Consider the following 13,577-nt stretch of genomic DNA (forward strand, 5'->3'; position numbering starts at 1 on the left):
GCACATTCCCGCGCTGGACTGGCAAGTAGGGCTGGATCAGCGCGTATTGATTTTCTGTTATCTCATTCATAACAGATACCTAGCATCAAATAGCACTAAGTAATAGTGTTAACAGGCCCTAGCCAGTTTGGATCCAAAAGCACTGGCGTTAGGCAGCCCACACATCAAAATGGTCGACTTGTGTGAACGGATCAAGGCGCCGGGAGCGGGCGTCGGTGATCACCAAGGGTTGTTGGAAAAGCAAAGGCAGCCTAGAGCACCGTCCATCTAATCTGTAACATACCCGGCAGCCTTGAAGAGATTTCGGCACTCGTCTGGTGGGAAGAGGTCGCATGTTTGTGCAACGGATTTGAAAAGCGCTTCGAAGGAGCGGGCCTTGATGCGAGATTTGCCTTCGGCCCCCTTTGAGGCCTGCGATCTGCAAAGTGGCCAGGTGACCTCTACATCGGTGGTACGTTATCGCGGCAACGATTACTCAGTGCCGGTTGCCTATGGTCATCGTGAGGTCTGGATCAAAGGCTTCGTGGGTCGTGTCGTCATCGGCTACGCCGCCGCAGTGATTGCGGAGCATCCTCGCTCCTATGACACAGGCGACATGGTGTTTGATCCGGTGCACTACCTGGCGCTGATCGAGCGCAAGATCATGGCCTTCGATCAGGCAGCGCCCCTGCAAGACTGGGAACTGCCTGACGCGTTCACGACGTTGCAGCGTTTGTTGGAGGCCCGACAGGGCAAGGCTGGAAAGCGAGAGTATGTGCAGGTACTACGCTTGTTGGAACGCTTCGAGATGGATGTGCTGCATCTGGCCATCAAAGATGCGTTGCAGATGAGAGCCGTCAGCTTTGATGCCATCAAACATCTCCTGCTATGCCGCATCGAGAGGCGGCCACCCCGGCTGGATCTGGATATCTATCCGTTCTTGCCCAGAACCAACATCGCCACAACCTCCGCTGCATCCTACATGAGCTTGCTGGCGGGAGGGAGGCATGACTGATGCACCAGAGCTGTTGTTGGCCCACCACCTAAGACCCTGCGCCTGCCTACGTTCCTGCGTGAGCATGACAAGCAGGCCCGCATCTGCGCCGCCGAGGGCGTGGACCATGTGCGCTATCTGGCCCGCCTGACGGAACTGGAGTTGATCGACTGGGAACGGCGCATGGTTGAGCGTCGGATCAAATCGGCAAAGTTCCCGGCCGTCAAAAGCCTTGATAGCTTCGACTTCAAAGCGATCCCCAGCCTGAACAAGATGATGGTGCTGGAACTGGCGCGCTGCGAATGGATCGAGCGCAAGGAGAACGTCATCGCCCTTGGCCCGTCAGGCACTGGCAAAACCCACGTCGCTCTCAGGCTGGGCCTTGCGGCTTGTCAAAAGGGGGTGCCGGTGGCTTTTGTAACAGCGGCTGCATTGGTCAATGAACTGATGGAAGCCAGAGACGAAAGGCGCCTGTTGCTCCGCCAGCGGCAGTTGGCCAAGGTGAAACTGCTGATTATCGATGAACTGGGCTTCGTGCCGCTCAGCAAAACCGGGGCAGAACTTCTCTTCGAGCTGATCTCTCAACGCTACGAGCGCGGATCAACTCTGACCACCAGCAATTTGCCGTTCGAAGAGTGGACGGAAACCTTCGGTACAGAACGCTTGACCGGCGCGCTATTGGACGGTTGACCCACCACGTCAACATCCTGGAAATGAATGGTGAAAGCTATCGCTTGAACCAAAGTCGCGCACGCCTCGCAAGTCCTTCAAACTGACAAATGAACAATTGGCCTGACGGCCAATCACTGCCCGGCAGGCGCATCCAAAGGATGCTGCCGAGAGGGGCGCCTTGGAACGCGCTTGCTAAATGAGAGCCGCACGCTCCAAGGCGGGCATCCCAAACTGGCCGACTTTTACTCCGCCCCAATGGCAGGATTTTACGCCGCCGTTGACACCAGAATTGCGCGAAGTCACGAACAGGTTATTTAACAAGATCGACAGGTCAGGTGGGTTTCTTTTTCATGTAGGAGGTACAAAGCTTCGCCCACCAGAGGACCATAACCCGAACCAAATTTATGGAGGAGATACAGGGGTGACAGTTCGTTTTACGACAGGTGAAACGACTACAAGGCCTATGATGAGCTGAAATGCAATGCCCTGTCAGTTACCCACACCCCGACGCTCCGAAATTTGGTGTCTGCGCTTACGGGGTGCTACGGTCACACCAATTTTTCCCATGGTCAAAATCGGCACGACTGGATAACTGTCAGGGCAGGGGGCCAGCCCCCTTGCTGCGGTAACGCAACTCACCCCCGGGATATTTACCCTCTGGAATTGGATCAGAGAATGGTGTAGAATCTCATGTGCGGTACAGCCGGGGACGGCGATCATCGCCGACGGAATTGGACCCGCCTTTGGTTTTCTCTCGGGCGACCTTTTCTTTGCCCTGTTCTGACGCATCTCTTAAGTTAGAACAGGGCACACGTTTCTCCAAGTCTAAGCACCATACCAGCGCGGACGCGTGGCACTGGGATTGTTCGGGCGCTGGACCGAGTTATCCAGTCTGGTTAATTTCGACTTCAGAAGAGATTGGCCTGACCGTAGCAGCCCGTGAGCGCAGACCCATGTGTGGATGTATATGGACCCCGCCATATTGCAACGGTCTGTTTGGTTCTGGTTTCGAGATCGCGATTGCTGATGTATTTGATGAGCAAAAGCCCAGCCGGAGGGCAGTCAGATGTATAACTCCCAGATTGACGACTGTTCATCGGTGCTCGGCATGATCACTCTCAAGGGTCGCACGCTGGAAGCGGGCATCAATTCCAAGCCCCGGGCGGAGGAGATCACAGCCCATCTCGCTGGTTTACTCGGCGATCTTGTCAAACCGCCGCTCATCGCCCGACAAACACTGGAACAGGCTGTGGCGGAGCATCGCGAGAAGAATGCCCCTACCGAACCTCCCCATCTTTCTGAAGAAGAGCAGGTAGCTATCCGGGCCGAGGTGATGGGACAGCATTACCAGGGCATCCTGGATCGCCCGTTCGGCCTGTTCGACGACAAAACCCCGCGTGAAAGCGCACGAACTGCGAAAGGCCGACAGAAAATCGCCGCCTGGCTCAGGACCTTGGAAATGAACGAAGCCAAAGCGAGAGCGGGTACAAACACACCGGTCTACGACTTCACTTGGATGTGGCAGGAACTCGGCGTCGAGGAACTCAGAAAATAATGTTCATAAATGTTCCGGAATTTGTTTGATTTTACAGCCACAAGCCGGTTAGGCCAACGTACAGCCAGGCGGGAGACAGCCCAATGAGGACAGTGCCGATACACAGTACCGATGTCGGCAACGGGGTCCGCATCGCCTATCGCCATTGGCGCGGCAGAGGGCTGGGCACGATCGTCTTCATCCATGGACTTGGCGCCACTCAGGAACAATTTGCCGCCGATGCCGAGTATTTCGCTGCTGCGGGATTTGATTGCCTGACGGTCGATTTGCGCGCCCATGGCCGTTCTTCAACGCCCGCAGCGCTGAATCGGGAGGCTTTTACCGTAGACGCCTTTGCCAGTGATATCGCCCGGATCATCGCGAACAAGGCGTCCAGCCCCGTCCACCTTGTGGGGAATTCTCTGGGCGGTCTGGTGGCGTTAGCTCTGATCGCAGCCACACCGGCATCCTATCGCTCTATCACGACCTTCGGAACTGCCTATCGCCTGCATTTTCCGCCGGGTCTCCCGACACTGCAGTACTTTGTCGGACGATTGATGGGCCGAAACCGACTGGCGAAGATCGTTGCCAAGAATGAAGGCCATAGCGAAGAAGCGAGTATGCTCCTGCTCCGCATGTATCGTACTATCGATCTCAAGGTCATGTATCTCGCGCAGCAGAATTTGCGGGTCTACGACTACACCCACGTTCCCGCGATTTTCGATGGATATATCGCAGTCATCCGGGGTGAACATGACCGCGGCATCAATCGGCAATTGCCCAAGAGCCTGGCCGTGCTTGAGCAACGCGCAAATTTCAAGCTCCACGAGATCACGGGCGCGGGTCATTTCGCCAATCTCGACCGGCCACAGGATTTCCGACGGATCTTGCTGACATCGCTTGAGAAGCTGAGCTGAAAGCGATGGAACGCCCCTTGCATCGGTCCACATCGGACAAAAAATGCTACTGGCGGCTCGCCGGTTGCAGTCAGCGGCGCTTATCTGCTGATGGCGGCCGATAATCCGGAACGCTTGAATCCGAGGCCAGTTTTTCGGCCCTGTGCGGCGTCAGTCCGATGCCTGCGCTTCATCCGGCAAGATAGTCCGGCACAGGTTGAACAAAGGCGGGATCGTCCCTCACCGGACGAGGTCTGTAGATGACGCCGAATATTCTCACTGCGCAACTTGAAGCGCGAGACAAAGCGGGGCGCTCTACGTCTCATCCGACACATGCATGCAGCGGCCCAACCGAACCGGACCATCAATGACTGCGAAGAGAAGTGTGACCCGGATGAGAGACAACGATTCCTACAGCACGGAAATGACACAATGAAATGAACTTGACCCAAACGCCCGATTAGAGAAGTGACCCTTCACTGCAATTGCCCCAATGTCCGGTTCGGCGAATATGAATTTGAGACGCGTTGACCCTTTTCCCTTAAGTAATTATCGATGTGCTGAAGGGCTTTGTAGAGTATGTTAATCACTCCCAAACGAAACATGATTGTCCTAGTCTCAATCATCATGATCCTGGTCATGTTTGCCATTGTACCATGGCTGACGAAAACCCTGCCTTCGCCAATTGGATATTTCAGCGTTTTCCTCATATATTGGGTTGGGTTTTGCCTGCCTTTCGGGCTTTGGTTTCAGGGTCGAAACGCGATCATCAGCAACCTCTCTTTTGACTTCGGGGCCAATAAATGGGTGCCTTGGGCTATTGGTGTCCAAGTTGCACTTGTCGGTATCTCGAATTGGTTCTTGCTGCCATATGGGCCTCTCGTTACGGCTTTCTTACTCGCTGTGGTATTTGGCACCGTGAACGGCTTTCTCGAAGAGCTTTTCTGGAGAGGCGCTTATCTAGAACAAGGAGGTCGCCAAAGCGCAAAGCTCATGGCGGTGAGCGCTACACTGTTTGGGATTTGGCATCTGGCGCTTGGTTCTGCGTATGGTGTGATCTACGAAGGTGGCGTTCTAGCATTGGTTTGCGGTGGATTTGTTTTGGGCGTGTTCTGGACGTTTGTCGCCTTTCGAACGGGTAAAACGGGATGGACGACAATTGCCCACATTCTGACCAATATTGCAGCATTCACGGGTTTGATTGCTTCGAACTTCGTAGGATAGATTGCCCTTCCCATGGTTTTGATGAGATCAAGCAAAACATCCACAATTTCGTCTCCCGTCAAAGAGCCCCGCTTTTGATCTTGAATCAAACGGAGCGCGATCTGGGAATCCTCGAAATGCAGACGCCCACAACACTGCTGTATTGTACAGCAGTTCGGTTTCACCCTATCGCAGGTTGAAACCGAAACGCTTTAGAAGGGCGTCCACGTCAGGCGGTCAAATCGGGCGTTTACGGTGATCGCGCTATCAGCCATCAAAAACTTTTACTTGAAACAATTCAGCAAGAATTTATAGACGTGAATGCCTAGGGAGTGGCATGAAAGAGTGTTTCGAAATCTTAGTAGTACAAAAAAATGAATACCAGAAACGTACCTAAAAACTGGTGTACAGTTTGCTTCTTTAAATCGTGTTACAAGGCACTTGCAATTTGTATGGTTGCGATGTTCGCAACCCTTGCAGCCACAACGAATGCAAAAGCTCAGACATTTGATCTATCTGGGTGGACTGCAGGAGCCACAACTCAGACCTTTACAGACGCCTCAGGGTACGTTGACATGCGAATAAGCATCTCCGGGATCAATGGTACCTTTGCGTTAGGGTCACCGTCATTTGATCCTGCTGCAGGCGGGCGTTTGGGAGGTATCGATGACATCATCATATTTTGGGATCCACCTGATAGAAACCCCTCGCCCGTTACGATGTCGATCGAGTTTTTTGAGCAAGGAACAACAACGCCTGTTTCGCTTGGAAGTGCGGTGGGGCGCATTACCGATATCGATTCTGCTTTTCCAACGAGACCGATAGGTCGGGTCGACCGCGTCACGGTCCGAGCCTCTGATGGAGGGGCTACGGTTGCCACCAGTTTAACGGCAGAATCCGGAACTCCAACCTTCACCATCGCCGGAAATGTGGCAACGGCAACGACCACTAGCAATGATCCTTCTAATAATGACGCCAATGGTACGGCGATCGTGACGGTCTCAAACGCGGTGGATGCGATAACACTCATTTATGACGAAGCGTTAACATCTGGTCAAAATCCGCTCCCCCGTTCGATTGGAATCTTTGGCGGCGCAACCATCACTTTCATTATAGCTGAAAACGATGATTTCTCCGCCACGCCTATAGTAGGTGGTGTAGGAGGCTCTACAACAAGTGTTTTTGGGAACGATACACTAAGCGGATCGACCCCGACATCATCGAATATCGTGTTGACCGTCCTTACACCTGCAACGCCAAACAATCCCGGCGACCTAGTACCGGTACTGAACGCGACCACAGGAACAGTCGATGTCCCGGCAGGAACACCAGCGGGAACCTACACGATCGACTACCAGATCTGTGAGACACTCAACCCCACCAATTGCGATACGGCAACTGTCACTGTGGTCGTCGCTCTAACCAGCATAGACGCCATCGATGACACGCCGACAATGGTGGATGGCGCAACCGGCGCAACCATTCCTAACGTTGTGACCAATGACACACTCGGTGGCGTTGCCAACCCGACCATCGGCACAGATGTCACGGTCAACGAGACCGGCACCGCCCAGGACGGCACCACCGCGCTTGGACTTGATGTCACACCAGCCGCAGGCGGCATTTCCCTGAACCCCGCCAATGGTGAGGTCACCGTCGATCCAGGCACCACGGCAGGCACCTATGTCTATGGGACTGTTGCATTAATTGGCTGATGCCGCGTTGGTACGGTTCTGCTGTGCCGGCTCATGCTTTTGCAAACAGCTGATCGATGAACTGGATTTCACCCTGAACGCCTGGTTTTTTGTGATATATGTGGCCGCGCCTGATTGTTCTGATGGTTTCTATTCCGCTCAATGTTGCCTTGGCTGATCGCAAGGACCTGAAGCTCTGTCGGTAGCCCAGCAGTCGTTTCATGGCTGCGTGATCACTCTCAATCAGATTATTGCGCCACTTCCTATCGATGTGCCGGATGCTGTCAAAATGGGGATCGTAACGGTGGTTGATCTCACGAATGACTCGGCGATAGGCCTGTGCCTTATCGGTAACGATTGTCACTGGACGGTGCAGACGCACGCGCTCGATCGCTTTGTTGAGAAAGGCTCTGGCAGCTTTCGCATCCCGTCTGGCAGTCAGACGGAAGTCGACCATCTGACCGTTCGCATCGATTGCTCGCCACAGATAGCGCCACTTGCCGCCGACCCGGATGTAGGTCTCGTCGACGTGCCAGGCCACGCTCGCGCGGCGCAAGTGTTTCTCCGTTCGTTTGGCCAATTCAGGACTGAGCTTCTGGACCCAGCGATAAACAGTGGACCGATCCACACTGACGCCGCGCTCAGCCAGCAGATCTACAACGTCCTGATATGACAGCGGATACCGCAAATACCACCGCACAGCGCAAAGAATGATGTCGCGCGGGAACCGGTGGTGCTTGAACGGAGATTTACTCGCCATGATGAACCTCAAAGGCACAAAATTGGACCACACCACCGATTAATGCAACAGTCCCCAATCACGGTTGGGTTCCTCGCGCTTGTTGTCCTGGTTCTTGGTCTCGGTGTCTGGAGCGTGGCCACGCGGCTTTCAGGCGCCGTCATTGCCATGGGCACCATTCAAATCCAATCCAATCGTCAGGTGGTGCAACATGCCGAAGGCGGTGTGGTGGGAGAAATCCTTGTGCGCGATGGCGACGTGGTCGAGGCAAGCGACATGCTCATTCGGTTCGATGACACGCTCAATCGCTCGGAACTCGCCATTGTGGAAGGGCAGCTCTTTGAGCTTGCGGCCCGGTCGGCGCGGCTGCAAGCGGAGCGCGATGGGGCAGATGAAATCGTGGTGTCACACACGGCGCTTGCGACCACCCCTGAGGACAACGGCGCAGAACAGGCGTCAGACAAGATCGCTCAACAGATCGAAGAGAAGCTTGAAGGCCAGCGCCGCCTGTTCCGGGCCCGCATTGAGACGCAAGCCAAAGAAGCTGAACAGTTGCAAGAGCAAATCACCCAGTTTGAATATCAGGTCGCCGGTACCGACGCCCAGATTGCCGCGCTGCAGTCTCAATTGGAGTTGATCGGGAAGGAACTCGACAGCCAGTCCAAGCTACTTGCCAAGGGGCTTACACAGTCGAGCCGAGTTTCTGGCCTGGAGCGCGAGAAGGCCAGCCTCGAGGGCGAGATTGGGCGACTAAATGCGGCCAAGGCCCAAATTGGCGGGCAGATCGCTGCCACACGGATCGAGATCCTGAAGCTCGACACGCAAAGGCGCGAGGCGGCGATCACCGAACTCAGGGACACAGAGTTTCGGATGGTGGAGCTGTCTGAGCGGCGTTTGGCCTTACTGGAACGTCTCTCGCGCATGGATGTACGCGCACCCACCGGGGGCATTATCTATGGATCGAGCATCTTTGCCGAACGTGCTGTCGTCCAACCTGCCGAACCCATGATGTATGTCATTCCCCAAGACCAACCCCTTGTGGCCATGGCGCGCATTGAGGCGGTCAGCATTGATCAGGTCTTTGTCGGCCAACCCGCGGTGCTGCGCCTGCCTGCCTTTGATCAGCGCTTTACCCCGGAGCTCAATTCTGACGTGGCGCGCGTCTCAGCAGATGTGTTTGAGGATCAGGCCACTGGCGCAAGCTTCTACGCAGCCGAGCTGTCTCTCACCCCCGAAGAGCTTGCCAAGCTCGGTGATCAGGTGCTTCTGCCCGGCATGCCCATCGAGGCCTATCTCCAAACCGATGAACGCACCCCGCTTAGTTACCTCACCAAGCCCCTCATGGATTATTTTTACAGGGCTATGAGGGGGTGAGGGAGCGAATGCACGGCCTTTGGGGTCGGCTACGTTCCCGAAAACGCTTAGCGTTCGTGGATTGTTCCTCCCAAGGCGCGTCTGAGCATGCTCGGGCCCCTTGGGCCAAGATAGGCGGCCTCGCGGGCCAATGCGATATCTTGTGCAAGCGTTGTCTTGCCCACTTGGCGTGGCCCAAGTAGAACTACACCGGCCTGGACGTCTAAGGCCTTTTCAATTCGGGGGAGGTGGTTTCGTGTGATCATACCTTGCATTTATGCGATGTCCTGGAAGATATGCAAGGTTTTTGAATGAAAGTCGTTAACCCCCATGCCGCTTGTTTGCTACAGTACTCACAGAAACAACAAGAAAGCAGCCAGCCACGAAATCACCTACCTTAAAAGCTTTCAACCCCTGCGAACGGCCAAGGCGACCCTGAGCGGACTGGAAACGATCCGAACCATCAAACGCGGCCACATCCATTACAAACAACCAAGCGTCTTGGGCGAAATTGCCTTCATCAGCCAGCTATTCGCAGCCGCATGAACCAATCAATCTTTAAAGTTCAAATTTCAAAGCCTGAAGAGATCAGCTATCCGGCTGCTGAAATGCGACACCGCCACGCGCGGCTGGTCACTTGGTGTCAAAGCCGCGCTGGTTGAATTGCGCGGCTCTGACGGCGCATTATCAATTTACTGTCGGGGACCAGGGGTCAGCCCCATCTGACCTATTCAGGAAGGAACTGCGTTGCGATGGTCCACGACTTGATGTCCTCGTCCGACATAAAACTGACGCTGTCAAAAGGCGAAGCCTCAAGCGTGTGGAAATAGAACGCAGGGCCGACGTCTGGTCCCAGGGTCAGCGTGTAATAGTCCAGTTGTGAGGCATGGGCAGGGTGGTCGCGCGGGAGTTCTATCGCCGTCAACCCTTCGAAGCAGCACCACGAATGGATACCGATTTGCGCACCTTTGTGCACGATCCGGTTGACACCTGCGGTGAACAGATCAACGCCGCCCGATGCAATCAGGCTGTCGCTGAGAACTTCTGTCGACAGGCCCGCCTTGCGGATCATACGACCGGTATGCACATTGACCATATCATCCACAGATCCGTCTACCTCCCCCATCACAATCGTTGTGACCTCGGGGTGGTTGGTGATCAGATCCTTGATCTGCTGATAGGCCCGCAACCCCAGTTCACCGTTCAAGATCGCTTTGGTTCCGTCAATCTCAAGTGTCGATGTCCCCACCGACAGAATATCAGTATCGAACGGGAACACGACGTTTTCATATCCGTCCACATCGTATTGAGCCCGAATTTCCACACCGTTGTCCATTTCGGCGCGCTCGACGGTCGTGCTTTGGGCAATGATCATCTGTTCGAGAGAACTGGTATCTTGCGACTCAAAGATCACATTGATCGCGTTGCCGTCAATCAAGGACAAAGGCGCCACGTCATCTGACGACAAATCTATCGACGTCGCAAACGACCGCAGCCCCTCGGGCATCTCAACAACAACAACCGCAAGCAGCGAAGTCGCACCCAGAACACTGGCACGGGAGTCAACAACAGGATAATCAACCCCGTCGACAGTAATCGCAAGCTCATCCAGCGCCGCAAGTCGGGCCTCAACCACCGCATCAATCTCATCAGCGGGAATAGTCTCATCCTCAAAGCCGGCCCAGCAGGTATCTTTATACCATGTGCCATCCGTCAACGCACACGCCGCATCGGTCGTGGCCTCGGGAAAGGTCAATGTATCCGCAACTGCAACTGTCCCCAAAAATGCCGCGATACTCAGCGCGAGCGCCGGTCCATACATTAGTTTCGTCATATCTATGGTCATCTCCTGAAAATATGGAATGAGTGACATCGGTGGTTGGGTTAAAACACCATACTGGGTAGTTTCTGCATCCGTCATCACATGGATACCATTGGCTGGCGCGGCAAAGTTTGTAAACGGACTGTTGCATTAATCATCTCGCTTTGCCAGATTTTGGCTTTTGAGGTTCACCATACCGCGCAAGCCGCCCTTCAAACATCACCGGTTTCCGCGGGAAATCATCCTGTGCGCGGTGCGTTGGTACTTGCGCTTTCCGCCATCCTACCAATACGTTGTCGATCTTCTGGCCGAGCGCGATATCGCAGTTGATGGGGTCTGTTCCGGCTGGGGGCAGAATGACACCTCTCATGAGCGTTTTTGGCTTTCCCGACACGATGAGACTACCCCGCTGGCGCGGAATGGTCAAAACTTGTAGCCTGTGCAGGCGCTGGAGACGGTGGGCCGAACCGGTGGTTATCATTCTCTCATCCGCGGGTTGGATACCGCCTGACCAAATTCGATACGGGTAACCTCTCTCTAAGATCGGATGTTTGTCCCAAAGGGTGCACCGAGGATTTCCCTATCACGTGACCGCCATCTCCAGCGTACTGCACAGGCAGGTTGTGCATTGCGATCAGGTTGTTGCCAAAGGCGTCTTGCGTGCAATATCCCAGATGAACCCGGCGAGTTCCCGAGCAATTGCTGCCAGCACTCGTGGCTGCGGCTTGCCCGTACGGCTCAGATCGCGATACCGCTTGCAAAGTCGGGTCTGCGCTTTCCAGCCAATATCCTTGATCTGTTGTGACAGATGCGCGGATCTTTTCAGGTAAAGATGCCCCTCTTTGGGTGGGTGGCGGTAGGACCAGCCTGCCTCAATCAACATAGTACGGGCAAGAGCGTTCCCAGCTTTGGTTAGTCGTCCCCGCCTCGTCGTGTTGCCGCTGGAGTGCTCGCTTGGAACCAACCCCAACCAGGACATCAACTGACGTGGGTTTTTGAATCGTGTGATATCACCGATCTCTGCTACAACGGTTGCAGCGATGATCGTATTGACGCCACGCAGTGCGCGCAGAGCATCGACGATGGGACCGAAGTGCCAATTCGGTACAGCCTCGTCTATGGCCTGATCCAAGGTCGCGACACGCGCTTCGGTTTGATCTACAGCCCGCTTTAACTCTTCGAAGGCCAGTTGTTGATGTGTGAACCGGAAACGGCGCAGTTCCGCGAGCCACCGGCGATGGCGTTGCGTCCAATAGCCTCCATTCTCGTACCGAAGTCCATGACGTAGAAGAAAGCTGAGCAATTGCTGTTTCGCCACCTTCACGGCGTCCATCGCCTGCTTGCGGGTGCGGATCAGGTCGCGCATGGCCTCCTGCTCCTCGTCTGGTGTCCAAATGGGTGTCAATTCGCCCGCACGCCAAAGTCGCGCCAACATCTCGGCGTCTCGCCGATCTGTTTTGACCCGGTCACCTGCTTTGCGAGGGATCATCGAGGGTGAAACGACTGCGCATTCAAAGCCAAGCTTCGTCAAAAGCCGGTACAGGCCATAGCCACATGGCCCGGTCTCGTAGCAAAATGACGGAGTGTGTCCGTTCTTGGTAAGCCTCTTCGTAAGACGTAGCACGGCATCTGCCGAATTGATGATGATTCCGTGAAATCTGATCTCGCCGCTACGACCATCTTCAGCAACGGCGACTGCAATCGTATCTTTGTGGACGTCGAGACCCACATAAAGCATTTTGTTCATTTGCATTTCCTCATTCGAACGTTTTTCTGTTCGTCGAGAAAACCACGAGCACGGCACCCGCCGCAAAACGCTCATCTGGTCTAAGGTCGCTTGGCTAGGGCGGCACTGTTTCCTTGATCAGTCTGTATGCTGTTGATCTTGCTATTCCGAGTTGTTTGGCGGCTTGTCCCGCAGTCATTCCTGCTTGAACCAAGTTTTGGAGAGCCAAAACGGTTTCTGCTTCAAGGGGTGGTCGTCCTGGTTTTCGACCCTGGGCTCTGGCGGCCTCGATGCCGTCTTTTGTGCGTTCTGAGATGAGACGGCGTTCAAAGTGGGCGATGGCCCCAAAGACGTGAAAGATCAGCTCACCGGCGGCGGATGTCGTGTCGATCCGCTCTTCGAGGCTGATCAGCCCGATGTTTTGGGTTTTCAAGTTTTCGACGGTTTCCAAGAGCTCTTTGAGCGACCTCCCAAGCCGATCTAGTCGGACGATGGCCAGACTGTCGCCGGGGCGGGCGTGATCCATTAAGGCAGACAGACCCGCGCGCTTGAACTGCTTGCCTGAAACCACATCTTCGAACACGCGGATGGCCCCGGCTTCTTTCAAGCGAGTGACTTGGCCATTGAGGTCTTGATCAGCCGTCGAGACCCGCGCGTAGCCGAGAATGTCACCTTTCCTTTTGTCAGGCATGTGCTTTCACCGGCCGGACATAAAGCGCACATGGGTTGTGTTCATCCCAGAGATTGGGGAATTCTTCGAACAGCTCGAAACCTATCTTGCGATAAAACGCACGCGTCATTGCAAAGTGCCGATCCGAGCTGGCATCGGACAACGTTTTCACACTGAACGACTACCGGCTGGCGCCGGTAGGATCGGCGATGTGCTTTTCCAAGTACTGAAGTACGATGTCCTCTGTGATGGCGCCGTTGGTGGTCGAGAAATACCCACGGCCCCAAAATCGCCT

9 protein-coding genes and 5 pseudogenes are annotated in these 13,577 nt (G+C 54.8%); 9 read left to right on the top strand and 5 right to left on the bottom strand.

The window, feature by feature from the left end; genetic code table 11:
* Window positions 1-364 precede the first annotated feature (364 nt).
* The 6 genes and pseudogenes from V6N04_RS18495 to V6N04_RS18520 all read left to right on the top strand — a co-directional run.
* Window positions 365-994: pseudogene (locus tag V6N04_RS18495) on the top strand (Mu transposase domain-containing protein); the annotation flags it as partial.
* Window positions 987-1,749 (top strand): annotated as a pseudogene (gene istB / locus V6N04_RS18500) (IS21-like element helper ATPase IstB). The pseudogenes V6N04_RS18495 and istB, both read left to right, overlap by 8 nt.
* A 962-nt stretch (window positions 1,750-2,711) precedes the next feature.
* Window positions 2,712-3,200 carry a hypothetical protein gene (locus V6N04_RS18505; RefSeq protein ID WP_371171660.1) on the top strand — a complete coding sequence of 163 codons (489 nt, stop codon included), beginning with the start codon at window positions 2,712-2,714 and terminating at the stop codon, window positions 3,198-3,200.
* Window positions 3,201-3,283: 83 nt separating this feature from the next.
* Window positions 3,284-4,096: an alpha/beta fold hydrolase gene (locus tag V6N04_RS18510; RefSeq protein WP_371171661.1), complete on the top strand. Its 813-nt coding sequence runs from the start codon at window positions 3,284-3,286 to the stop codon at window positions 4,094-4,096.
* A 558-nt stretch (window positions 4,097-4,654) separates the two neighbouring features.
* Window positions 4,655-5,299: a CPBP family intramembrane glutamic endopeptidase gene (locus tag V6N04_RS18515; protein ID WP_371171662.1), complete on the top strand. Its 645-nt coding sequence runs from the start codon at window positions 4,655-4,657 to the stop codon at window positions 5,297-5,299.
* A 554-nt stretch (window positions 5,300-5,853) separates the two neighbouring features.
* The gene (locus tag V6N04_RS18520; protein ID WP_371171663.1) at window positions 5,854-6,993 is read left to right on the top strand and encodes a hypothetical protein; all 1,140 of its coding nucleotides are present in this window, start codon (window positions 5,854-5,856) and stop codon (window positions 6,991-6,993) included.
* Window positions 6,994-7,024: 31 nt separating this feature from the next.
* Here V6N04_RS18520 and V6N04_RS18525 read toward each other — a convergent pair whose 3' ends face one another.
* Entirely contained in the window at window positions 7,025-7,732 is a 708-nt protein-coding gene (locus V6N04_RS18525; protein WP_371171664.1) for an IS6 family transposase, read from the bottom strand.
* Between the two features lie 42 nt (window positions 7,733-7,774).
* Here V6N04_RS18525 and V6N04_RS18530 point away from each other — a divergent pair, with 42 nt between their 5' ends.
* Window positions 7,775-9,085, top strand: coding sequence for an HlyD family type I secretion periplasmic adaptor subunit (locus tag V6N04_RS18530; protein ID WP_371171665.1), 1,311 nt, complete (start codon window positions 7,775-7,777; stop codon window positions 9,083-9,085).
* Window positions 9,086-9,457: 372 nt separating this feature from the next.
* A pseudogene (locus V6N04_RS19065) lies at window positions 9,458-9,610 on the top strand (IS6 family transposase); the annotation flags it as partial.
* A 181-nt stretch (window positions 9,611-9,791) separates the two neighbouring features.
* On the opposite strand, the gene V6N04_RS18535 reads toward V6N04_RS19065, so the two are convergent.
* Complete coding sequence (locus tag V6N04_RS18535) at window positions 9,792-10,898, bottom strand: hypothetical protein (RefSeq protein ID WP_371171666.1); 1,107 nt, start codon at window positions 10,896-10,898, stop codon at window positions 9,792-9,794.
* A gap of 181 nt (window positions 10,899-11,079) precedes the next feature.
* Between V6N04_RS18535 and V6N04_RS19070 the strand changes: the two are divergent.
* Window positions 11,080-11,217, top strand: a pseudogene (locus V6N04_RS19070) (IS6 family transposase); the annotation flags it as partial.
* A 303-nt stretch (window positions 11,218-11,520) separates the two neighbouring features.
* On the opposite strand, the gene V6N04_RS18540 reads toward V6N04_RS19070, so the two are convergent.
* From V6N04_RS18540 to V6N04_RS19075, 3 genes and pseudogenes are all read right to left on the bottom strand, one after another.
* Window positions 11,521-12,633: an IS110 family RNA-guided transposase gene (locus V6N04_RS18540; RefSeq protein WP_371171667.1), complete on the bottom strand. Its 1,113-nt coding sequence runs from the start codon at window positions 12,631-12,633 to the stop codon at window positions 11,521-11,523.
* A gap of 94 nt (window positions 12,634-12,727) precedes the next feature.
* A complete protein-coding gene (locus tag V6N04_RS18545) occupies window positions 12,728-13,303 on the bottom strand; it encodes a recombinase family protein (protein WP_371171668.1) in 576 nt (191 codons plus the stop codon).
* Window positions 13,304-13,463: 160 nt separating this feature from the next.
* Window positions 13,464-13,577, bottom strand: a pseudogene (locus tag V6N04_RS19075) (IS200/IS605 family transposase); the annotation flags it as partial.

Origin of the sequence: Aliiroseovarius conchicola, from assembly GCF_041403445.1 — a bacterium.
GTDB lineage: Bacteria > Pseudomonadota > Alphaproteobacteria > Rhodobacterales > Rhodobacteraceae > Aliiroseovarius > Aliiroseovarius conchicola.

Coding starts and splice junctions, on each gene's coding strand:
- V6N04_RS18505 (WP_371171660.1), top strand. CDS start 2,712: ATGTATAACTCCCAGATTGACGACTGTTCATCGGTGCTCGGCATGATC.
- V6N04_RS18510 (WP_371171661.1), top strand. CDS start 3,284: ATGAGGACAGTGCCGATACACAGTACCGATGTCGGCAACGGGGTCCGC.
- V6N04_RS18515 (WP_371171662.1), top strand. CDS start 4,655: ATGTTAATCACTCCCAAACGAAACATGATTGTCCTAGTCTCAATCATC.
- V6N04_RS18520 (WP_371171663.1), top strand. CDS start 5,854: ATGCGAATAAGCATCTCCGGGATCAATGGTACCTTTGCGTTAGGGTCA.
- V6N04_RS18525 (WP_371171664.1), bottom strand. CDS start 7,732: ATGGCGAGTAAATCTCCGTTCAAGCACCACCGGTTCCCGCGCGACATC.
- V6N04_RS18530 (WP_371171665.1), top strand. CDS start 7,775: ATGCAACAGTCCCCAATCACGGTTGGGTTCCTCGCGCTTGTTGTCCTG.
- V6N04_RS18535 (WP_371171666.1), bottom strand. CDS start 10,898: ATGACGAAACTAATGTATGGACCGGCGCTCGCGCTGAGTATCGCGGCA.
- V6N04_RS18540 (WP_371171667.1), bottom strand. CDS start 12,633: ATGAACAAAATGCTTTATGTGGGTCTCGACGTCCACAAAGATACGATT.
- V6N04_RS18545 (WP_371171668.1), bottom strand. CDS start 13,303: ATGCCTGACAAAAGGAAAGGTGACATTCTCGGCTACGCGCGGGTCTCG.